Source organism: Streptomyces xanthochromogenes (assembly GCF_014650455.1).
In the GTDB taxonomy this organism is placed as follows: Bacteria; Actinomycetota; Actinomycetes; order Streptomycetales; family Streptomycetaceae; genus Streptomyces; species Streptomyces xanthochromogenes.
The window spans coordinates 1-22,371 of sequence record NZ_BMUZ01000026.1 but is presented as its reverse complement, the minus strand read 5'-3'; the positions used below and the strand labels follow the sequence as shown (position 1 = coordinate 22,371).

Below are 22,371 nucleotides of genomic sequence, written 5' to 3'. Positions count from 1 at the left end.
GTCGCGCCCACGCGGCGGAGCCGCACATGTCACAGCCCCGCGCGCCGCCGAGGCGCGAACGGGGTCCGGGGCGGCGCCCCGGCAGCCGACCGGCACCCGGACCACTCCCGGCGTGGCCACCGCCTCCCCCCTGGGTATGCTCGCCGCCATGCCGCCCCCCTCCTCAACACCCCCCAACCAGGGCGAACCCCCCATAGGGGGCACCCCGGGCGAAGTCGCGCCCGGCCCCGTCGTGCGGGACCGCGACGACGCCTGCCCCGGCGCCCTCCGGCTGCACACCGCCGACGACGGGAAACTGGCCCGACTCCGCCTGCCCGGCGGCATCTTGACGAACCGTCAGGTGGAGGCGCTGGCCGTCGCGGCCGAGCGGTACGGGGACGGCCACCTCGGCATCACCTCGCGCGGCAACACCGAGCTCCGCGGCATCGGTGACCACTGCGGCAACGGCCTCGCCGAACTCCTGCGCCACACCGCCCTGTTGCCCTCCGAGCGGCACGAGCGCGTACGCAACATCGTGGCGTCCCCGCTGGCCGGCCTGGACGGCCTCGGCCACGGCGGCCTGCACTCCTGGCTGCGCGAGCTGGACGCGCTGCTGTGCGCCCAGGACTGGACCACCGCCCTGTCGGGGCGCTTTCTGTTCGCCCTGGACGACGGCCGCGGCGACGTCACCGGCCTCGGCGGCGATGTGACCTTGCTCGCACAGGGGGAGGGTGCGGCACTCGTCCGGACCGGAGGGGCGGCCCCCCTGCGCGTGGCCGCCGCCGACGCCCCCCGCGCCGCCCTCGCCGCCGCCCGCGCCTTCCTCGCCGCCGCGGACTCCGCGGGCACCGGCGCCTGGCGGGTGCGCGAGCTGCCCCGGGGCCACGAGGTGGACCTCGCCGCCGCCCTGGCCCGCGCGGGCATCCCGGCCGAGCCCGCCCCCGTACCGCGGACGGTGCCCGCGAGCGCCCCGCGGCCCGGCGTCGCGCCCGGCCCCGACGGCACGTACGCCGTACTCGTGGCGCCCGTGCTCGGCCGGGTGACCAGCGCGCAGCTGCGGGCGCTCGCCGGCCCCGGCGGTGAGGTCAGGATCACGCCGTGGCGCGGATTCGTCGTCCCCGGCTTCGACGAGCGCGGCGCCCACGAGCGGCTGGGAGACCTCGGCGCCGCCGGGTTCATCACCGGCCCCGGCTCCCCGTGGAGCGGGGTCGGGGCGTGCACCGGGCGGCCCGGCTGCGCGAAGGCGCTGGCCGACGTCCGCCGCGACGCCCTGCCGGGCACCGGCGGCCTGCCGGTCTACTGGTCCGGGTGCGAACGCCGCTGCGGGCATCCGCACGGCGACTGGGTGGACGTGACCGCGACCGCCGACGGCCGCTACACGGTGACGGCACGGAGCGGCGCGGCCGAGCAGCAACTGCCGTATGGAGAAGGCGAGTTGTCGGACACCATCGGCCGGGCGCGAGGCGGCGGACGATGAGCGCCGCACCAGCCGGCACACACAGGAAAGCGACAACGGGCACGCCGGCGACGGGGACCACGACGAGATGAGCGAGAGCACAGTGTTCGACTACGAGAAGGACGGCGCGGAGATCTACCGCCAGTCCTTTGCCACGATCCGCGCCGAGGCGGACCTCGGCGGGCTGCCCGCCGACGTGAGCCAGGTCGCGGTCCGCATGATCCACGCCTGTGGCATGACGGACCTGACCCGCGACCTCGGCTGGACGCCCGGCGTCGTGGCCCGGGCCCGCGAGGCGCTGCGCGCGGGCGCGCCGATCCTGTGCGACGCGCGGATGGTCGCCAGCGGGGTGACCCGCAAGCGGCTGCCCGCCGACAACGAGGTGCTGTGCACCCTGAACGACCCGTCGGTGCCCGACCTCGCCGCGAAGCTCGGCACCACGCGCAGCGCCGCCGCCCTTGAGCTGTGGCGCGACCGGCTCGACGGCGCGGTCGTGGCCGTCGGCAACGCGCCCACCGCCCTGTTCCGGCTGCTCGAAATGATCGAGGAGGGCGCCCCCCGTCCGGCGGCCGTCATCGGCGTACCGGTCGGCTTCATCGGCGCGGCCGAGTCCAAGGACGCGCTCGCCGCGCACCCCTCGGGCCTGGAACACCTGGTGGTACGGGGCCGGCGCGGCGGCAGCGCGATCGCCGCGGCCGCCCTCAACGCGATCGCGAGCGAGGCGGAATGAGCGAGAACAGCAGCACGGCCGGCCGTCTCTACGGAGTCGGCCTCGGGCCGGGCGACCCGTCCCTGATGACGGTGCGCGCGGTGGAGGCCATCGCCGAGGCGGACGTGGTGGCGTACCACTCGGCGCGGCACGGCCGTTCCATAGCGCGCTCGATCGCGGCGAAGCACATCCGTGCCGACCACATCGAGGAGAAGCTGGTCTACCCGCTCACCGTGGAGACCACCGATCATCCCGGCGGCTACCGGGGCGCCCTGAACGACTTCTACGAGGAGGCCTCGGCGCGCCTGGCCGAGCACCTCGACGCGGGCCGCACGGTCGCCGTGCTCGCCGAGGGCGACCCGCTGTTCTACGGCTCGTACCAGCACATGCACAAGCGGCTCGCACACCGCTACCCGACCGAGGTGATCCCCGGTGTGACGTCGGTGAGCGCCGCGGCCGCCCGGCTCGGGGAGCCGTTGGTGGAGGCCGAGGAGGTGCTCACGATCCTGCCCGGCACGCTGCCGGAGGAGGAGCTCACCGCACGGCTGGCCGCCACCGACTCGGCGGTGGTGATGAAGCTGGGCCGCACCTTCACCAAGGTCCGCCGGGCACTTGAGCGTTCGGGGCGCCTGGACGAGGCGCGGTACGTGGAGCGCGCCACCATGGCGGGCGAGCGCACGGGCCGGCTCGCCGACATCGAGGCCGAGTCGGTGCCGTACTTCTCCGTCGCGGTGCTGCCGAGCCGCATCGACGCCACGCCGCCCGTGCGTGAGCGCGGCGAGGTCGTGGTCGTCGGCACCGGTCCGGCCGGGCCGCTGTGGCTGACCCCCGAGTCGCGCGGCGCCCTCGCCGCCGCCGACGACATCGTCGGCTACACCACGTACGTGGACCGGGTGCCGGAGCGTCCCGGGCAGCTGCGGCACGGCTCGGACAACAAGGTGGAGTCCGAGCGCGCCGAGTTCGCCCTCCAACTGGCCATGCGGGGCAGGCGGGTTGCCGTGGTGTCGGGCGGCGACCCGGGCATCTTCGCGATGGCCACCGCCGTACTCGAAGTCGCCTCGCAGCCCGAGTACGCGCAGGTCCCCGTGCGGGTCCTGCCGGGGGTGACCGCGGCGAACGTGGCCGCCGCCCGCGCGGGCGCCCCGCTCGGCCACGACTACGCGACGATCTCGCTCTCCGACCGGCTCAAGCCGTGGGACGTCATCGCGGAGCGGCTGGACGCGGCGGCCTCCGCCGATCTGGTGCTCGCGCTCTACAACCCCGGCTCCACGAGCCGCACTTGGCAGGTCGCCAAGGCCCGCGAGCTGCTCCTGGAGCACCGCTTGCCGGACACCCCGGTCGTGGTCGCCCGGGACGTGGGCGGCCCCACCGAGCGGGTCCGCATCGTGCGCCTGACCGATCTGGACCCGGCCGAGGTCGACATGCGCACGATCCTGCTCGTCGGCTCGTCGCAGACCCGCACGGTCCGGCGCGGCGACGGCGAGGAGATCGTCTGGACCCCGCGCCGCTACCCGGAGGGCTGAGCCACCGACCGTCCGGACGGGGTCACCCGGTGAACCGGCGCACCCAGGCGGCCGCCTCCTCGGGGGTGGCCGCCCTCTCGACCCCGTCCGGCACGGGCGGCCGGCGTACCACGACGACGGGAATCCCCGCCTCGCGGGCGGCGGCGAGCTTGGGCGCGGTGGCCGCGCCCCCGCTGTCCTTGGTGACGAGGACGTCGATCCGGTGCGTCCGCAGCACCTCCCGCTCCCCTTCGAGGGTGAAGGGACCGCGGTCGAGCAGCACCTCCATCGCGGCCGGGAAGGGCGGCTCGGGCGCGTCCACGGACCGCATGAGGAACCACAGCGCGTCGAGACGGGCGAAGGCCGCCAGGCCCATGCGTCCGGTGGTGAGGAAGACGCGGCGGCCGAGCGCGGGCAGCAGGGCGGCGGCCTCCTCCAGGGAGCCCGCCGGATGCCAGCGGTCGCCCGCGCCGGGGACCCAGCCGGGCCGGCGCAGCGCGAGCAGGGGAACATGGGCCTCGGCGGCGGCCCGCGCCGCGTTGAAACTGATCGTCCCGGCGAAAGGGTGGGTGGCGTCGATGAGCGCGTCCACCGCGTGCGCACGCAGCCACGCGGCGAGCCCCTCGGGCCCGCCGAACCCGCCGACGCGGACCTCGCCGGGCGGCAGCCGGGGCTCCGCGACCCGTCCGGCGAGCGAACTCGTCACGCGCAGTGAGGTGACCTCGGCGTCGCACAGCAGCCCCGCCAGCCGACGGGCCTCGCCCGTACCCCCCAGAATCAAGACGTGCACAGGATCGGGTTCCGTTCGTGAGTGAGGCCGAGGGCCATGAGTTCCGTGAGTGAGGCGAAGGGTGGCCGCGGCGCCCAACTCAAGCACACCGGGCTGCGCCCCGGCTGGACGACCGGTGCCTGCGCGACCGCGGCCACGACGGCCGCGTACACCGCGCTCCTGACCGGCGACTTCCCCGATCCGGTGACGATCACGCTGCCGCGCGGCCAGACCCCCGCGTTCGCGCTGGCCGCCGAGGAACTGGCCCCCGCGCAGCCGGCCGCCGGGCGGGGGGCCGCCGGGCAGGGGGCCGCCGGTTATGCGATGGCGGCGGTGGTGAAGGACGCGGGCGACGACCCGGACGTCACCCACGGCGCGCTGGTCCGCTCGACGGTACGGCTGCTTCCGCCCGGCTCGGGCGTGGTGTTCCGGGCGGGCGAAGGGGTGGGCACGATCACCCGCCCCGGCCTTCCGCTGCCGGTGGGCGAACCGGCGATCAACCCGGTGCCGCGCCAGATGATGCGCGACCACGTGGCGCTGGTGGCCGAACGGCACGGCGCCCCGGGGGACGTGGAGATCACCATCTCGGTGGACCACGGCGCGGAGATCGCCCGCTCGACCTGGAACCCGCGCCTGGGCATCCTGGGCGGTCTGTCCATCCTGGGCACGACCGGGATCGTGGTGCCGTACTCGTGCTCGGCCTGGATCGACTCGATCCGGCGCGGGGTGGACGTGGCGCGGGCGGCGGGCCGCACCCATGTGGCGGGCTGCACGGGCTCGACGTCGGAGAAGACGGTCGTCGCGGAACACGGCCTGCCGGAGGACGCCCTGCTCGACATGGGCGACTTCGCGGGCGCGGTCCTCAAGTACGTACGCCGTCATCCGGTGGACCGCCTCACCATCTGCGGCGGCTTCGCCAAGCTGTCGAAGCTGGCCGCGGGCCATCTCGACCTGCACTCGGCCCGCTCCCAGGTGGACAAGCCCTTCCTCGCCGAGCTCGCCCGCCGGGGCGGCGCGAGCGAGGCGCTCGCGGCCGAGGTGGCGGACGCCAACACGGGCCTGGCAGCACTGCAGTTGTGCACCGCGGCGGGCGTCCGGCTGGGCGACCTGGTGGCCGCGCGGGCCCGCGACGAGGCGCTGTCCGTGCTGCGCGGGGCGCCGGTGACGGTGGACGTGATCTGCATCGACCGGGCGGGCAACGTGGTGGGCCGGAGCGAGCCGGCGGGCCCGTGAGCCGTCGTCCTCAGCAGCGGTGGCGGTCGGCGGAGTACAGATGGCTGTCCCGGAACTCGGCCGCGCCCAGCGTCCGCCCCACCAGAATGACGGCGGTCCGCACGATCCCGGCGTCCTTCACCTGTCCCGCGATGTCGGACAGGGTGCCGCGCAGCACGACCTCCTCGGGCCGTGAGGCGAAGGCGACGACGGCTGCGGGGCAGTCGGCCCCATAGTGCGGCAGCAGCTCTTCGACGACACGGTCGACGTATCCGGTGGCGAGGTGCAGCACGAGCAGAGCGCCGCTGCGCCCGAGGGTCGCGAGGTCCTCGCCCTCGGGCATGGCGGTGGCGCGCTGCGCGACGCGGGTCAGGATGACGGTCTGGCCCACGGTCGGCACGGTGAGCTCCCGCTTGAGGGCGGCCGCCGCCGCGGCGAACGCGGGCACCCCCGGCACGACCTCGTAGGGCACCCCGGCCGCGTCCAGGCGCCGCATCTGCTCGGCGACCGCGCTGAACACCGACGGGTCGCCCGAGTGCAGCCGCGCCACGTCGTGGCCCGCCTCGTGGGCGCGCACCAGCTCCCCGGTGATCTCCTCCAGGTTGAGCTGCGCGGTGTCGACGAGACGGGCGCCTTCGGGGCACTCCGCGAGCAGCTCGCGCGGCACCAGGCTGCCCGCGTACAGGCAGACCTGGCAGGAGGCGAGCGTACGGGCGCCGCGCACCGTGATCAGGTCGGCGGCACCGGGCCCCGCGCCGATGAAGTACACGGTCATCTGTCGTCTCCTGGAGGGGGGTTGAGGGGGACGGGTCCGGCCTTGGCCACCGCCCACTGGGTGACCGGCATAGCCTGGCGCCAGCCCGTGAAGGTGCCGACCGGCACGGCGTGCGCGACGGCGAGCCGGACGAGGTCGCCGCCGTGACGCCGGTACCACTCGGCGAGCAGCGCCTCGGACTCGATCGTGACGGTGTTGGCGACGAGCCGCCCGCCGACGGGCAGCGCGTCCCAGCAGGCGTCCAGCAGCCCGGGCGCGGTGAGCCCGCCGCCGATGAACACGGCGTCGGGGGGCGGGAGTTGACCGAGCGCACCGGGCGCACCGCCGAGGACCACCCCGAGGCCGGGCACACCGAGCCGCTCGGCATTGCGCCGGATGCGGTCGGCGCGAACCGGGTCCCGCTCGACGCTGAAGGCCCGGCAGGACGGGTGCGTACGCATCCACTCCACGGCGATCGAGCCGGAGCCCCCGCCGATGTCCCAGAGCAGCTCGCCGGGCGCGGGCGCGAGCGCGCCGAGCGTGGCGGCGCGGACGTGCCGCTTGGTGAGCTGCCCGTCGTGCTCGTACGCCGCGTCGGGCAGACCCGGCACGGCACCGAGCCGGGGGGCGCCGGGGGCGCGGCGGCAGTCGACGGCGACGACGTTGAGCGCGTCGTGGGCGGGCTCGTCCCAGGCCTCGGCGACGCCGTCCCGGCACTGCTCGTCCTCGGACCCGAGTTGGTCGAGCACCCACATCCGGCTGGGCCCGAACCCGCGGTCGCACAGCAGCGCGGCGACCTCGGCGGGGGTGCCGGCTCCGGCGCTGAGCACCAGCAGGCGCCGGCCGTGGTGCAGGGCGGCGGCGACCCGGGGGAGGGGCCGCCCGACGGCGGTCACGACTTCGGTCTCCTCCACGGCCCAGCCGAGCCGGGCACAGGCGTAGGCGACGGACGAGGGGTGCGGGAGGACGCGGGGCGGGGTGCCGAGCACCTCGGTGAGGGTGCGGCCGATCCCGTAGAACATGGGGTCACCGCTGGCCAGAACGGCGATGCGGCGCCCGGTGTGGGCCGCGATCAGCTCCGGCACCGCGGGCCGCAGGGGCGAGGGCCAGGCGACGCGCTCCCCGCGGCACGCGTCCTTCGGCAGGAGCGCGAGCTGCCGCGCCCCTCCCACGAGCACCTCGGCGGCCCCGAGCAGCGCCCGGGCGGCGCCCCCGAGCCCGCCCCATCCATCGGCCCCGATGCCGACGACGGTGACGTCGGGGTGCGGGGTGCGGGGGTGGTTCACGGATACCTCGGGGGTCGGGCGGCGTCTGGACCCGCACTCTACTGTCCGGGCCCATGCCCCTCCCGCCCTGGGTGGCCCGCCCCCGCGGCCCCGCCCGCGGTTCCCCGCGCCCCTCGAACCCGCCTCCACCTGCGGCCCTTGTGCGGCCGGCCGCGGGCGCCTTCCGCGCCCTCACCGGCATCGTCCTGGCCCAGGCCCTGGACCACGCCGGTACACGTCTCTACGAGCCGTACCGGGCCTTCGGGTTGGCGATACGCCCGGTGGCCACCCCGCAGGATGCCGACCGCACGACGCCCGACCGGAAGGCGTAGCCCTCTTGCGGCTTGGTCCAGACCAATGCCAGTCTGCCAAGTACCGCTACCCAAGGGCGACTTGGCGCGCCCGTGCTCCGTCCTGCCCTGCCGCGGGCCGCGACGGCACGGCCGCCGTGGCCGCCCGCCTCCCCACGATCAAGGAGCACTCGCATGTCCGCTCGCCGCACCGCAGCGTCCCTGGGTGTCCTCGGGGCCACCTCCCTGACGCTCCTCTGCCTCACCCCCACCGCCGCCTCCGCGCACGGGGCCATGTTCAACCCGGTCAGCCGGATCGCCGCCTGTTACGCCGAGGGCCCGGAGCACCCGGTGTCGCAGGTGTGCAAGGACCTCGTGGCCGACTCGGGCACCCAGCCGCTCTACGACTGGAACGAGGTGAACATCGCCAACGCCAACGGCCAGTCCCGCCAGCTCATCCCCGACGGCAAACTGTGCTCGGCGAACCGCGACAAGTACCGTGCGCTGGACTGGGCCCGTTCCGACTGGCCGTCCACCAGCGTCGCGGCGGGCAAGTTCGACTTCAAGTTCCGTGCCACGGCGGCCCATTCGGGCACGATGACCGTCTACATCACCAAGCAGGGCTTCGACCCGACGAAGCCGCTGAAGTGGTCCGACCTGGACAACACCCCCGTGGCCACCTACCAGACCCCGCGCACCGCGACAGACGGCTACTACAACTTCACCGGTACGCTGCCGACCCGCACCGGCCGCCACATCATCTACAAGGTCTGGCAGCGCGACGACAGCCCGGAGGCGTTCTACAGCTGCTCGGACGTGGTGTACGGCGGCGCCGCGAAGGCCGCCGCGGCGCCCACCGAGCAGAAGATCACCGCGGGAGCCGCCCACTCCATGGTGAGCCACCACGGCCACGGCGGCGACCCGGTGGCCGCCACCACCCCCGCGGCCGCCCCGGCCGCCTCCTCCGCCTCCACCGGCGGCTCGGCCGCCCCCCAGGCCCTGGCCGCGGCCTCCGCCGCCGGCGTGGCGGGCGGCGGCTTCCTCCTCCTGCGCCGCCGCCGCGACTGAACCGGCACGGCGAGGTGCTGCCCGCCCCCGGACGGCATCCGGGGGCGGTGTCAGCGCCTTCCCGTGCCGCCGGGCGGGCCGTCGCGGATGTCGTGGTCCGAGAGCCGGCTGACGCGGGGCGCCGCGATCGTCAGGGCGCCGTGGACGGCCACTGCCGCCGCGTATCCGCGGTCCACGGGGATGTCGAGGACGGTCCAACCGGGCGGCGGACAGGGGCCGTTCGGACTACCGGAGCCCACGTAGTCGGCAGCCGGGTCACGGCCGAGGCCGGTGCCGAGACCCTTGAGGTAGGCCTCCTTACGGGTCCAGAGGCGAGCCAGTTCGCGGGGGCGGCGGACGGGTGGCAGGGCCGCGATCTCCGCCTGTTCGGCCGGGTGCAGCATCGCGGCGAGTTCGGCGGCGCTGCCGGGGTCGGTGATCAGGTCCACGTCCACGCCGATGGGGGCCACCGCCGTTCCCATGAGCACGAGATCGCCCCGGTGCGAGAGCGAGAAGTGCAGTTCGCGGCTCGCGCCCAGGACGGTGGGCCGGCCGTGCGGACCGCCGCAGCACGGACAGGTCTCGCGGCCGTAGCGGATGTCCTGCGGCCGGGTGTCGAGGTAGGTGCCGAGCAGTCGGCGCAGCGCCAGATGGGCCGTGGTGAAGCGAATCCGGTCGTCGGCGTGCGCCAGTTCGGCGGCGCGATGCCGTTCGGTCGGGTCCAGTACCGCGGTGTCGAGGGCGGCGCCGCGGATGTCCGGGACCCTGATGAGATAGAGGTCCAGGGAGCCGGGCTGGGGCAGGGGCCGTCCCGGTGGAGCCGCCGGGTGGAGCAGGGTGGCGCTCGCGGACGGAGAACCGCTCATGGGTCACTCACCGACCTCTTCCTGATGGATGACGGCGCGGACCGCCGTCGGAGGCATCACGCTCCGCACCCGGCGACGTGCGCGCCGGCGGCGTGACGGAACACCTCAACTCCCCTTTTGGGAGCGGTGGTTCGGTCGGCAGGTCGCGGCGGGCGCGCAGCGGTCCGGCCAGCAGCAGCGCGGAGCTGACCGCGAGGCCGCCGGTGAGCATCCACAGCGCGGGCCGCACGCCGAGAGCGCTGCCCAGGATGCCGCCGAGGAGCGAACCCACGGGAATGGCACCGAAGTTGGCGACCGACATGCTCGCCGTGATCCGGCCCAGCAGGTGCGGCGGGCAGTACTGCTGACGGAACGTGCCCTGGATGACGTTGGCGGACACCACGCCCAGGGCGAGCACCGCCCCGCCGAGGGCGAGCAGGACGACCCGCCACCCCGGTTCGGCCAGCGGTACGAGCAGGCCGAACGGCGCGGTGGCGAACTTGCACAGCAGCATGCCGCGGGCGGAGCCGAACCGCCGCGAGAGGGACCCCGCGACGACGGCGCCGAGCAGGCCTCCGACGCTGGCGCCGGCGAGCAGCCAGCCCACCGCGGACGCGCCGACGCCCAGGTCACGGACCAGGAAGACGGTGAGGAGGGCCTGGTAGCCGGTGAGCAGCAGGTTGGTGACGGTGCCGTAGGCGGTGAGGACGCGCAGGTAGGGATCGCGCAGCGTGTAGTGCAGGCCGTCACGCACCTCTTGGCGCAGCGGCCGGGGCACGGCCGGCGCCTCGGGGCGGGGTTCGGTGCTGCGGATGCCGAGCAGGCACAGGGTGGAGGCGAGGAAGGTCGCGGCGTCGACGAGGAGACCGCTGACCGCGCCGAACAGCCCGGCCAGCATGCCGCCGCCGCCGAGCCCGGCGAGCTGGGCCGCCGACTCGCTGCCCTGGAGCTTGGCGTTGGCCTCGGCGAGGTCCTCGCGGCGGACGACGGAGGGCAGGTAGACCCGGTAGGCGATGGAGAAGAACACGTTCGCGAGCCCGGTGAGCAGCGCGACCACCATGAGCTGGGTCATGGTCAGGACGTCCAGCCAGGCCGCCGCGGGCACGCTGGCCAGCAGCACCAGCGAGCCCAGGTTGCAGACCAGCATCAGCGGGCGGCGCGGCAGCCGGTCCACCCAGGCTCCGGCGGGCAGGCCGACCAGCAGCCAGGGCAGCCAGGCGGCGGCGGCCAGCGCGCTCACCCAGAAGGTGCTCGCGTCGAGGCTGACGACGGCGGCCAGCGGCATGGCCACACCGGTGATGTTGCTGCCGAACCGGCTCATGGTCTCGCCCGCCCACAGCAGCCGGAAGTCCCGTTGGCCCAGGAGTCCGCCGCGCGGCCGTGGCGGGGCGGCGGTGGCGGTGTTCATCGGACCGTCATCACCTTGGCCACCTCGTCGGTCAGCCGGTCGGCGGCGTCGGCCCAGCGTGCCTGGCGGTCCCCGAACTCCCGCCTGGCGGAGGCGAGTTCCGCGCGGGCCCGGGTCAGGGCGGCGTCGGGCGCGGCGCCGCCGGGGCCCCCGCCGTGGGCGCAGGCCGCGGCGACCGTCTCCGGGTCCAGCCAGTCCGCGGGGTATCCGGCGGCGGCCTCGGCCACGGCGGGCTGTGCGCGGGCCGCCTCGGACAGCGGGAGGCCGCCGTCCAGGGCGGCGAGGACGGTCTCGCCGACGAGGTGGTGGGCGGTGCGGAAGGGCATGCCGTCCACGACGAGGCGTTCGGCGAGGTAGGTGGCGGAGGTGAAGCCGTCCCGGGCCCGGGCCGTCATGCGCGCGCGATCGGGTTCGGCGCCGGCGACGACGAGCCGCAGCAGGGTCGCCGCCTCCTCGGTCCCGGCGAGGCCCGGCCACAGGTGCCGTACGGCCTCGGTGCCGACGGCGATGGCGTTGGTGTAGCCGGCGGTGGACATGGCGGTGGCGGCACCCGTGAAGCCGGCCAGCGCGGCACTGGAGCGGCCCTGGACGTGCTCCAGCAGGAAGGGGTTGCGCTTCTGCGGCATCATCGAACTGGAGCCGACCAGGTCGTCGGCCATCCGCAGCAGCCCGAACTCCTCGGTGGTCCACCAGGTCAGGTCGCGCGCGATCCGGGCCATGAGGACACCCAGCACGGCCGCGGCCGACAGCATGCGCAGCGCGAAGTCACGGGAGGCGACGGCGTCGACCGAGTTCGGGGCCACCCCGGTGAAACCGAGGAGTTCGCCGGTGCGGCCGGGGTCGACGGGCACGGAGGTGCCGCCGACGGCGCCCGCGCCGAGCGGGTTGACGTCGATCTCGCGCCCCGCGTCGAGCAGTGCCTCCGCCGAGCGCAGGACCGCGCCGGCGACTCCGCACAGGTAGTGCCCGTAGCTGATCGGCACCGCGGGCTGGCCGTGCGTGTAGGCGGGCATGGTGACGTCCCGGTACCGCTCGGCCCGGTCGAGCAGGACCTCCGCCAACTCCATTACCTCGGAGACCAGTTGGCCGTAGGGGCCGCGTACCCGCAGCCGTACGGTGGTGGCGTTGAGGTCGTTGCGGGAGCGGCCGGTGTGCAGCACGCCGCCGGTCTCCTGGCCGAGCCGGTCCACGAGCCAGCCCTCGTACGCCAGATACAGCCCGCGCGGCATGGGGCGGTCCCGGACGGCCGCGAAGTCGTCGGCGCGCAGGGTGTCGATGGTGGCGAGGAGCGCCCCGGCACGGGCGGTGTCCACGATGCCGCGCTCGGCGAGCATGACCAGGTGGGCCCGGTCCACCTCGCTGATCAGCCGCAGCTCCTGCCCGATCGGGTCGTCGGCGCCGGGCCGGTACTGGTCGTAGACGATGCGGTGGGCGCGGGCGTCCAGAGCGGTGCGCAGCCGCCCGGTGTCCACTCCTCCGGCTCCGACGGCCTGCGACGGAGTCGTCATACCGGCATCTCCTCCTTCACCGAGGCGTGTTCCAGGGCGGTGGCCAGTCCGAGGGAGCGGGCGGTGTCGGCCGCTCGCGCCGACTCCTCGGGGCGGTCGGCGACGGCGATGACGTGGCCGAGCCGGCCGCGGAAGTCCTCGGCAGGGCCGACCCGGGTGCCGGGCGGGCGGTAGAGGGCGGCGTCCACGGCACCGGGCACGGCGAGGGCGGCGGCCTCGGCGGCGTCGGTGTCCCCGAGGACGGCGTCGCCGTCCGCGGTGAGGAACCTGATGGAGGCCGCTCCCGCGGTGCCGCTCGTGCCGATGAGCTCGACGGGCAGGCCGAGTCCGGCGCGCACCTGGGCGCCGACGAGGTCGATGCCCCGGGCGCGGCGCACCAGTTCCGGGATCATGCCGCCGGCCAGGCGCGGGTTGACCTCGATGACACGGGCCACGCCGCCGTCGAGGCGGAGCTCGACGTGGGCGGCGCCCCAGCCGAGGCCGAGCGCCTTCACGGCGTGCACGGCGCTGTCGGCCAGTGCGGCGGCCTCGGGTGCGGGCAGCACGGCCGGCACGTCGTGACCGGTCTCCACGAAGACCGGCGGTTCACCGACGTGCTTGGCGACGGTCACGACGACCTGCTCACCGAACACCTCGACGGAGAACTCGGACCCGGTGAGGTACTGCTCCACCAGGACCCGGGCGGGTGTGCGCAGCCCGCGTTCATTGACCGTCGCGGACAGCAACTCCCCGGCGTGGGCGACGACTTCACCGCTGTCGCGGCACAGGCGTACACCCAGGCTGCCGGAGCCCTGCACCGGCTTGACCACCACCGGGCCGCCCTGCCACTGCGCGGCGGCGACCGCTTCGGCGACCGTGCCGGCCACCGAGAACCGGGGGACGGGCACACCCGCATCGGCCAGGGTGCGGCGCTGCACCGACTTGTCCCGGCAGGCACGCACCGCGTCGGCGGACGGCCCGGGCAGCCCGAGCCGCGCCGCCAGGTCGGCGGCGGCGGCCACGTAGTACTCGGAGCTGGACAGCACACCGGCGACGCGCGCACCGGCGGCGAGCCGCTGGACGGCGGCCCACAGCGCGTCACCGTCCGCGGTGTCCACGACGACCGTGCGCAGCTCGTCATCGGCCGCGTACGGGTAGCGGCCGGGGTCGGCGCTCAGCAGCACCGGCTCGGCACCGAGCGCGCGCGCCCGCTGCGCGAACTGGCGCCCCGTACCAGTGGTGTTGGACTCGACGAACAGCAGCAGCGGGGCGCTCATGCGTCGGCCCCCGGCATCATCACGTCGTCGAAGCCGCGCCGCGCCCAGACCAGGCGGGACCAGGAGGACGGGGCGTCCAGCGGGTGCGCGACGGTCACGGGACCGCCCGGGGTGGGGGCCGGTTCGATGCCCTGCTCGGTCAGCCAGTCGGTGTTGTAGACGGTCGACTGGTAGCGGTAGCCCTCGTCGGGCAGCACCATGACGACCTTGCTCTCGGGGTTCCGCGCCGCCCACCAGGACGCGACCTGGAAGGAGGCCCCACTGGTCGGGCCCATGAACAGGCCGTGGTTGCGGAACAGTTCGTGGGTGGCGTGGAAGGCCTCGGCCGCGGTGACCCAGTGGACCTCGTCGTAGGCGGCGTGGCGCACGTTGCCCGGGTGGATGCTGCTACCGAGGCCGCGCAGGGTGCGCGGCCCGTCGGGGGTGCCGAAGATGATCGAGCCGTGGGTGTCGACGCCGACCAGGTGCAGGGCCGGGTCGGTGGGGCGCAGGGCGGCGGCGAGCCCACCGGTGGAGCCGCCGGAGCCGACCGGGCCGACCAGGCAGTCCACCGAGCCGACGGTCTCCCCGATGAGCTGGGCCACGACCGCGTAGGCGCCGGGGTTGTCCGGGTTGTCGTACTGCCCGGGGACGAAGCTGTCGGGGTGCAGCCGGCGCAGTTCCTCCACGCGGGCCAGCCGGGCACCCTGGATGCCGCCGGGCTGGCCGGTGTGCTCGACGATCTCCACGGTGGCGCCCAGCATTTCGAGCCGGTTGCGCAGGTCCCGGTCTATCGCGGAGTCGCCGACGATGGTCAGGTCGTAGCCGCGCAGCCGGCACACCATCGCCAGCCCGAGCGCGAAGGTGCCCGACGAGGTCTCGATGATCCGGGTGCCGGGCCGCAGCAGGCCCGCGGCCTCCGCACGGTCGACGATGAACCGCGCCGGCAGCAGCTTCATCAGGCTGAACGCGGTGGCGTAGAGGTTGTCGGTCACCTGGATGATGCGGGGCAGCTCGGTGGCGTCCACCACCGAGTCGTGCACCCGCGCGGCGCCCGCGATCGTGAAAGTGGTCATGTCAGTCACCCGTCGTGAAGATCCACTGCTCGTGGATGCCGATGTTGTGCAGCAGTCGCCGACCGTGCTCGGTGCGGGCGTCGACCTCGGGGTCGTCGCGGTCGTAGAGGAGTCCGGCGATGTCCCCGCTGTGCGCCGTCTGAATGCCGAGGGCTCCGGTCTCCCGCTCGATGACGCGCAGGCTGTCCAGGAGCGGGATGGGCAGGTGCCGCTGGTTGATCGCGGTGCTGGCCGAGGCCACCGCGCCGACCAGGGCGACGTCCTTGGTGTGGATGGCCTCGCGCAGCATCGCGTGCAGCTCGGCGAAGTCCTCGATCTCCGTGCTGTCGTAGCGGGCCGGCGGGAAGGCCAGGGTGTCGATGCCCTTGCCTTCGTTCTCCGGCCGGGAGCCGAAGCCGAGGACCCGCACGGCCGGCATCCGGTAGCCGAAGTCCTCGATGACCTTGCCCTCGCGCTGCGCGAACAGCACCGAGCTCTCCTTGAACATGAGGGAGTCGGACGCGGTCTCGGCACACACCGCGATCCGCGCGACGGCCTCGGGCGGCAGCGGCGCCACGAAGGCGTCCTGTACGGCCCAGATCGCGGCCAGCACGTCACTGGTCGAGGAGCCGAAGCCACGGCACAGCGGCACGTCGCCGGTCAGTTCGAGATGCCCGCCGACCGGCCCGTCCTCGGGCCGCACACAGGCCTGGACGGCGAGCTGCGCCGCCCGCCGCGCCTTGGACTTCCAGGACGGGGAGACGGTCAGCTCCTCGCCCCGGGCGGGGATGAAGGACGCCTGGGTGGTGTGGACGGTACAGGGCATCGTGACCAGCCCCCGGCTGAGCTGACCCTGGTGCGGAAAGACGCCCTGGAGTATTTCGCCGTGATGTATCGGCGCGGAAGCGACGCCGACGCGCCAACCGGAATGATCCACCATGTCCTTGACTTCCTCTGGGGGCCGGACCGGACCGTTCACTGGGCCAGGCCGATCATGCGGACCCCTCCACGCTAGGCAACACCGGCACCCGAATCCGGCTGCCGAAGCGGCAGTATGCGGGCAGTTAGCGGCAGCCGGGGCCGCGGGAAGCGGTGCGGAGCGCAGACCCGGACAGACCCCGGGGCCCGTACGGCGATCAAATCCGCCGTACGGGCCCCGGGGCCGTGTGCCGCGCGTCCTGTGCCGCATGCCGCATGCCGCGTCTCGGGCGACGCGCCGTCTCGGTCGAGGCGGCCGTCCCGGATGAGGCGCTGTCTCAGATGTGGGCCGCCGGCCGCAGACGGCGGGCGAGCACCTCCCCGATCGCGCGCAGCGGCTCCGCCTCGGTCATCGCCGCGTGCTCGCAGTCGACCGCGAACTCCTCGACCCGGCCCCCGACATACGGGGCCCAGGCCGCCGCCCCCGACTGCGCCGCCGGCGTGCCGGTCGCGTCGAAGAACAGCGCGTCACCGCCGAACCGGACGTCCGGCACGTACCGGTACCGCATCCGCAGGTTGTCGAGGGTCGCCGCCACCACGGCCGCCGCCTGTGTGTGCTCCAGACCGGCGAGCACGGGGTCCGACTGCCGCAGCGCCTCGGCGAGTTCGGCGATGTCCGGCACCGAGTCGGCGCACCGCACCGGCACGGACTCGCCCCGGCTGCCGAGCAGGGCGGTCAGTACGTGCCTGCCGTCGATCTCGGGCGCCCGGAACCCGTCGGGCAGCGGGTAGGAGTCGAGCAGCGCCAGCAGCGCGACCTCCTCCCCGGCCGCCTCCAGACGGGCGGCGACCGCGTGCGCTACGAGCCCGCCGAACGACCAGCCGAGCAGGTGGTACGGGCCGTGCGGCTGGACCTTGCGGATCTCGGCGAGGTAGTCGTCCGCCATCTCCTCGATGGATTCCGGCACGTCCTCGGTACCGCCGAGCCGACGGGCCTGGAGGGCGACGAGCGGCCGGTCGGCACCGAGGTGCGGCAGCAGCCCGGCGTAGCCCCAGCTCACCCCGGAGACGGCGTGCACGCAGAACAGCGGCGCCGTGTCCATGTCCCGGCCGGGTGCCCTGATGGGCAGCACGGCGTCGAGCGGGTTGCTTCCGCTGCCCGCCGCGATGTGCTCGGCCAGCAGCGCCGGGGTGGGGCTCTGGAACAGGTCGCGGATGGTGACGCGAGTGCCCCAGACCGTACGGATGCGGCTGATCAGCCGGGTGGCGAGCAGGGAGTGGCCGCCGCGGTGGAAGAAGTGGTCGTCGATGGTGACGGAAGCGAGCCCGAGGGTGTCGGCGAAGAGACCGCACAGGATCTCCTCGGCCGGGTTCCGCGGGGCGCGGCCGTCGGAGACGGCGGACAGATCCGGTGCGGGCAGGGCGCGGCGGTCCAGCTTGCCGTTGACCGTACGAGGCAACTCCTCCAGGACCACGACGGCCGCAGGGACCATGTACTCGGGCAGACGTGCGGCCGTATGCCGCACCAGGGCCGCCGTGTCGGTCGTGTCGGCGACGACGTAGGCCACCAGGCGCTTGTCACCAGGGCGGTCCTCACGGACCACGGCCGCCGCCTGCTGCACCTGCGGATGCGACGCCAACGCCGCCTCGATCTCGCCCGGTTCGATCCGGAACCCCCGCAACTTGATCTGCTGATCACCCCGGCCCAGATACTCCAGCGCACCCTGCTTGTTCCACCGCGCCAAGTCACCGGTGCGATACATCCGCGCCCCAGCAGGCCCGTAAGGGTTGGCCACGAAACGGTCCGCCGACAAACCGGGCTGCCCGATGTATCCGTGCGCCAGACCATGCCCCGCGACATACAACTCACCCGGCACCCCCGGCGCCACCAACTCCAGGTTCCCGTCCAGCACATAGGCGTGCTTCCCGGACAGCGGACCACCCACCGGGATGCTCGCCACCCCCTCGGCCATACCCGGCTCAATGGCGAACGTGGTCGTGAAGCCCATGCTCTCCGCCGGCCCGTACCCGTTCAGCAACCGCAGGTGCGGGAAGCGAGCAAGTGCCTTTGCCGCGTGAGAAGGTGACGCAGCTTCACCGGCCGTCATGGCTTCACGGATCTGTCCGAAGACGGTGGGGTGTTCGTCCAGCATGTGGTTGAACAGGCTCGCCGACATCTGGAGCGTGGTCACCTGATGCCGCTCCACCAGCTCCACGATCTGATGCGGATCAGTGTGCTGACCCGGCTGAAGCACACACACCCCACCATGGAGAAGCGGGCCGAACACCTCCAACGCGAACGCGTCCCACGACACCGGAGAACACTGCAAGAACGTCTGCTCCGGACCGAACGCCAGATAGTCAGGACCGACAAACGTCGCCGCAAGCGCCCGGTGCGAGGCGGCCACACCCTTCGGCACACCCGTCGAACCCGACGTGAACATCACACACGCAACCGACTCCGGAGACCCACCCGTCGCCACGGACCCACCCGAGACCGCGCTGATCTCCGCCACCTCACGCGTCAGATCGACACGCACCGCATCCGACCGCAACACCGGAAGATGCGACTGCGTGACGACAACAGCCGGACGCACCTGCTGCAAAACAGCATTCAGGCGCTCATCCGGGAACTGCGGGTCCAGCATCGTGTACCCCGCGCCCGCCTTCAGCACCGCCAGGATCGCCGCCACCATGTGCGGCGAACGCTCCACATGCACCGCCACCAGATCACCCGGCCGCACACCCTTGCCCGACAGATACCGGGCCAGACGGTTCGACCACACCTCCAACTCCCCGTACGACACCACCTGATCCTCAAAGACCACAGCCGCAGCCTCCGGCGAACGCGCCGCCTGACCCGCGAACAAGCCGTCCAAGCCCAGTTCGGGGGCCTGGGTGGCGGGCCCGGACCAGGCGTCGAGGAGCTGCCGTTCCTCGGGTGCGAGCAGCGGGATCGAGCCGACGGCGGTGTCGGGGTCGGCCGCGGCCGACTCCAGCAGGAGCAGGATGCGTTCCAGCAGGAGTCCGACCGTCTTCGGCTCGTACAGGTCGGTGGCGTACTCGACGATGATGTCGAGACCGTCCGGGCTGCCGTCGGCCGCCCGGCGCTCACCGAACGCGAAGGTCAGGTCGAACTTCGCGATCCTCAACTCCGGGTCCAGGAAGGCCGCTTCGAGGCCAGCCAGATCCGGAGCGCCGGCAGCAGTGTCGCCGACGGTGAGCATGACCTGGAACAACGGATGCCGGGACGCCGAACGCTCGGGGTTGAGCACCTCGACGAGCCGGTCGAACGGAAGGTCCTGATGAGCCCACGCGGCAAGATCCGTTTCCCGCACCCGGCCCAACAACTCACGGAAGGTGGGATCACCACCCACATCCGTACGCAGAACCAACGTATTGACGAAGAACCCCACGAGATCATCGAGAGCCTCGTCCGTACGGCCCGCGACCGGCGAACCGATCGGGACATCAACACCCGCACCACACCGCGAAAGCACGGTCGCCACAGCCGCCTGAGCAACCATGAACAACGTGGTACCGGTCTCACGCGCCAACCCGGTCAGAGCAGCATGCGTGACAGCGGGAGCGGTCACCTTGTGAGTGGCCCCGCGATAGGAAGCGACAGCAGCACGCGGCCGATCGGCCGGCAACGTCGCCTCCTCCGGCAACTCGGCCAACTGCGACTTCCAGTAGTCGAGTTGGCGCTCCTCTTCGGTGGCGAGGAGGCTGCGCTGCCACAGGCTGTAGTCGGCGTACTGGACGGGCAGCGGCTCCCAGTCGGGGGCCGCGTCCCGCGTGCGCGCCTCGTACGCCGTGGCGAGGTCCCGCAGGAGCGGGCCGTTCGACCAGCCGTCGGAGGCGATGTGATGCATCACCACCAGGAGCACGTGCTCCTCGGGGGACAGCGCCAGCAGATCCGCGCGGATGGGCAGATCGGTGGCGAGGTCGAAGGTGACGCCGGCCAGCCGGGCCAGCGCCTGGTGCAGGGACTCCTCCGTCACCGGGGTCACCGGGAGCGCGAGGTCGGTCTCTGCGAGGGAGCGGACGGCCTGGTGAGGCCGGCCCTGCTCCGAGGGGAATGTGGTCCGCAGGGCTTCGTGCCGGCCGACCACGTCGACCAGCGCGCGGCGCAGCGCCTCGATGTCGAGCGCGCCGGTGAGCCGTACGCCCAGCGGAATGTTGTACGTCGGTGAGGGCCCCTCCAACTGGTCGAGGAACCAGAGCCGTTGCTGGGCGGAGGAGAGCGGCGGCCGTTCGGGCCGCTCCCCCGCCACCAGCGCCGGACGCTCGTCCGCGCCGGTGCCCGCCGCGATCAGCTCGGCCAGCCGTCCGACCGTCGGGCACTGGAAGATCTCCCGCACCCCGAGCCGTACGCCGAAGGCCTGCCGGATCTTCGAGGTGAGCCGGGTGGCGAGCAGGGAGTGGCCGCCGCGGTGGAAGAAGTGGTCGTCGATGGTGACGGAAGCGAGCCCGAGGGTGTCGGCGAAGAGACCGCACAGGATCTCCTCGGCCGGGTTGCGCGGCGGGCGGCCGTCGGAGACGGCGGACAGGTCGGGCGCGGGCAGGGCGCGGCGGTCGAGCTTGCCGTTGACCGTACGAGGCAACTCCTCCAGGACCACGACGGCCGCAGGGACCATGTACTCCGGCAGCCGCGCCGCGGTGTGCCGCACCAGAGCCGCCGTGTCGGTCGTGTCGGCGACGACGTAGGCGACCAGGCGCTTGTCACCGGGACGGTCCTCACGGACGACCGCCGCCGCCTGCTGCACCTGCGGATGCGACGTCAACGCCGCCTCGATCTCGCCCGGTTCGATCCGGAAACCACGCAGCTTGATCTGCTGATCACCCCGGCCGAGATACTCCAGCGCACCCTGCTTGTTCCACCGCGCCAAGTCACCGGTGCGATACATCCGCGCCCCAGCAGGTCCGTAAGGGTTGGCCACGAAACGGTCCGCCGACAGACCCGGCTGACCTATGTAGCCGTGCGCCAGACCATGCCCCGCGACATACAGCTCACCCGGCACCCCCGGCGCCACCAACTCCATTTTCCCGTCCAGCACATAGGCGTGCTTCCCGGACAACGGACCACCCACCGGGATGCTCGCCACACCCTCAGCCATGCCCGGCTCAATGGCGAACGTGGTCGTGAAGCCCATGCTCTCCGCCGGCCCGTACCCGTTCAGCAACCGCAGGTGGGGATAGGCCTCCAGGGCGCGGGCGACATGCGCCGGTGAGGCCGCCTCGCCCGCGGTCATCGCCTCTCTGATCTGGCCGAAGACGGTGGGGTGTTCGTCCAGCATGTGGTTGAACAGGCTCGCCGACATCTGGAGCGTGGTCACCTGATGCCGCTCCACCAGCTCCACGATCTGATGCGGATCAGTGTGCTGACCCGGCTGAAGCACACACACCCCACCATGAAGCAGCGGGCCGAACACCTCCAGCGCGAACGCGTCCCACGACACCGGAGAACACTGCAAGAACGTCTGCTCCGGACCGAACGCCAGATAGTCCGGGCCGACAAACGTCGCCGCAAGCGCCCGGTGCGAGGCGGCCACACCCTTCGGCACACCCGTCGAACCCGACGTGAACATCACACACGCAACCGACTCCGGAGACCCACCCGTCACCACGGACCCACCCGAGACGGCACTGATCTCCGCCACCTCACGCGTCAGATCGACACGCACCGCATCCGACCGCAACACCGGAAGATGCGACTGCGTCACCACCGCAGCCGGACGCACCTGCTCCAGAACACCGTTCAGACGCTCATCCGGGAACTGCGGGTCCAGCATCGTGTAACCCGCACCCGCCTTCAACACCGCCAGGATCGCCGCCACCATGTGCGGCGAACGCTCCACATGCACCGCCACCAGATCACCCGGCCGCACACCCCTGCCCGACAGATACCGGGCCAGACGGTTCGACCACACCTCCAACTCCCCGTACGACACCACCTGATCCTCAAAGACCACAGCCGCAGCCTCCGGCGAACGCGCCGCCTGACCCGCGAACAGGCCATCCAGACCGAGCCGGGGCGCCGTAGTGGCGGGCCCGGACCAGGCGGTGAGGCGGGTGTGCTCGTCCTCGGTGAGGAGGGACAGGGTGGAGACCGGCTGGTCGGGGGTGGTGACAGCGGCGGTGAGGAGACGTACCAGGCGAGCAGCGACGGCCTCCGCGGTGGCAGGGTCGTAGAGGTCGGTGGCGTACTCCACGGTGATGTCGAGTCCGTCCGGGCTGCCGTCGGCCGCCCGGCGCTCACCGAACGCGAAGGTCAGGTCGAACTTCGCGACACGGATCTCGGGAGTGACGAACTGCGCGGTCAGACCGCCCAGTTCAGGTTCGCTCACCGTCGTGTCGCCGACGGTGAGCATGACCTGGAACAACGGATGCCGGGACGCCGAACGCTCGGGGTTGAG

16 protein-coding genes are annotated in these 22,371 nt (G+C 73.3%); 6 read left to right on the top strand and 10 right to left on the bottom strand.

All coding sequences use genetic code 11. The features are described 5' to 3' along the window. Positions 1 to 136: 136 nt before the first annotated feature. From IE267_RS38375 to IE267_RS38365, 3 genes are all read left to right on the top strand, one after another. Complete coding sequence (locus IE267_RS38375) at positions 137 to 1,456, top strand: ferredoxin-like domain-containing protein (RefSeq protein ID WP_189766465.1); 1,320 nt, start codon at positions 137 to 139, stop codon at positions 1,454 to 1,456. A 67-nt stretch (positions 1,457 to 1,523) separates the two neighbouring features. Next, complete coding sequence (locus tag IE267_RS38370) at positions 1,524 to 2,165, top strand: precorrin-8X methylmutase (RefSeq protein ID WP_100579545.1); 642 nt, start codon at positions 1,524 to 1,526, stop codon at positions 2,163 to 2,165. Beyond that, positions 2,162 to 3,667, top strand: a complete 1,506-nt coding sequence (locus IE267_RS38365) for a precorrin-2 C(20)-methyltransferase (protein ID WP_189766458.1) — start codon at positions 2,162 to 2,164, stop codon at positions 3,665 to 3,667. The genes IE267_RS38370 and IE267_RS38365 overlap by 4 nt, the downstream gene beginning before the upstream one ends. A 22-nt stretch (positions 3,668 to 3,689) precedes the next feature. Here the strand turns inward: IE267_RS38365 and IE267_RS38360 are convergent, their stop codons facing one another. Then, positions 3,690 to 4,436, bottom strand: coding sequence for a cobalt-precorrin-6A reductase (locus tag IE267_RS38360; RefSeq protein WP_167158677.1), 747 nt, complete (start codon positions 4,434 to 4,436; stop codon positions 3,690 to 3,692). 36 nt (positions 4,437 to 4,472) lie between these two features. Here IE267_RS38360 and IE267_RS38355 point away from each other — a divergent pair, with 36 nt between their 5' ends. After that, on the top strand, positions 4,473 to 5,648 hold the full coding sequence (locus IE267_RS38355; protein ID WP_189766457.1) for a cobalt-precorrin-5B (C(1))-methyltransferase: 1,176 nt from the start codon (positions 4,473 to 4,475) through the stop codon (positions 5,646 to 5,648). Between the two features lie 10 nt (positions 5,649 to 5,658). Here the strand turns inward: IE267_RS38355 and cobM are convergent, their stop codons facing one another. Then, entirely contained in the window at positions 5,659 to 6,402 is a 744-nt protein-coding gene (cobM, locus tag IE267_RS38350; protein ID WP_167158675.1) for a precorrin-4 C(11)-methyltransferase, read from the bottom strand. Next, positions 6,399 to 7,667, bottom strand: a complete 1,269-nt coding sequence (cbiE, locus tag IE267_RS38345) for a precorrin-6y C5,15-methyltransferase (decarboxylating) subunit CbiE (RefSeq protein WP_189766456.1) — start codon at positions 7,665 to 7,667, stop codon at positions 6,399 to 6,401. Before cbiE ends, cobM begins: the two co-directional genes overlap by 4 nt. A gap of 53 nt (positions 7,668 to 7,720) precedes the next feature. On the opposite strand from cbiE, the gene IE267_RS38340 reads away from it, so the two are divergent. Both IE267_RS38340 and IE267_RS38335 read left to right on the top strand, forming a co-directional pair. Further along, entirely contained in the window at positions 7,721 to 7,978 is a 258-nt protein-coding gene (locus tag IE267_RS38340) for a hypothetical protein (RefSeq protein ID WP_189766455.1), read from the top strand. Between the two features lie 153 nt (positions 7,979 to 8,131). Further along, positions 8,132 to 9,004, top strand: a complete 873-nt coding sequence (locus tag IE267_RS38335; protein ID WP_189766454.1) for a lytic polysaccharide monooxygenase auxiliary activity family 9 protein — start codon at positions 8,132 to 8,134, stop codon at positions 9,002 to 9,004. A gap of 50 nt (positions 9,005 to 9,054) precedes the next feature. Here the strand turns inward: IE267_RS38335 and IE267_RS38330 are convergent, their stop codons facing one another. From IE267_RS38330 to IE267_RS38300, 7 genes are all read right to left on the bottom strand, one after another. Then, entirely contained in the window at positions 9,055 to 9,849 is a 795-nt protein-coding gene (locus IE267_RS38330) for a 4'-phosphopantetheinyl transferase family protein (protein WP_189766453.1), read from the bottom strand. Positions 9,850 to 9,856: 7 nt separating this feature from the next. Beyond that, complete coding sequence (locus IE267_RS38325; RefSeq protein ID WP_189766452.1) at positions 9,857 to 11,236, bottom strand: MFS transporter; 1,380 nt, start codon at positions 11,234 to 11,236, stop codon at positions 9,857 to 9,859. Next, a complete protein-coding gene (gene argH / locus IE267_RS38320; RefSeq protein ID WP_189766451.1) occupies positions 11,233 to 12,744 on the bottom strand; it encodes an argininosuccinate lyase in 1,512 nt (503 codons plus the stop codon). The genes IE267_RS38325 and argH overlap by 4 nt, the downstream gene beginning before the upstream one ends. Then, a complete protein-coding gene (locus IE267_RS38315) occupies positions 12,741 to 14,000 on the bottom strand; it encodes an ATP-grasp domain-containing protein (RefSeq protein WP_189766450.1) in 1,260 nt (419 codons plus the stop codon). Before IE267_RS38315 ends, argH begins: the two co-directional genes overlap by 4 nt. Further along, positions 13,997 to 15,055: a PLP-dependent cysteine synthase family protein gene (locus tag IE267_RS38310; RefSeq protein ID WP_189766449.1), complete on the bottom strand. Its 1,059-nt coding sequence runs from the start codon at positions 15,053 to 15,055 to the stop codon at positions 13,997 to 13,999. Before IE267_RS38310 ends, IE267_RS38315 begins: the two co-directional genes overlap by 4 nt. 1 nt (position 15,056) lies before the next feature. Continuing rightward, positions 15,057 to 15,974: a GHMP family kinase ATP-binding protein gene (locus IE267_RS38305; protein WP_202519563.1), complete on the bottom strand. Its 918-nt coding sequence runs from the start codon at positions 15,972 to 15,974 to the stop codon at positions 15,057 to 15,059. Between the two features lie 316 nt (positions 15,975 to 16,290). Next, positions 16,291 to 22,371, bottom strand: a 6,081-nt coding sequence (locus IE267_RS38300; protein WP_189766448.1) for a non-ribosomal peptide synthetase, incomplete at its 5' end; no start/stop codon positions are given.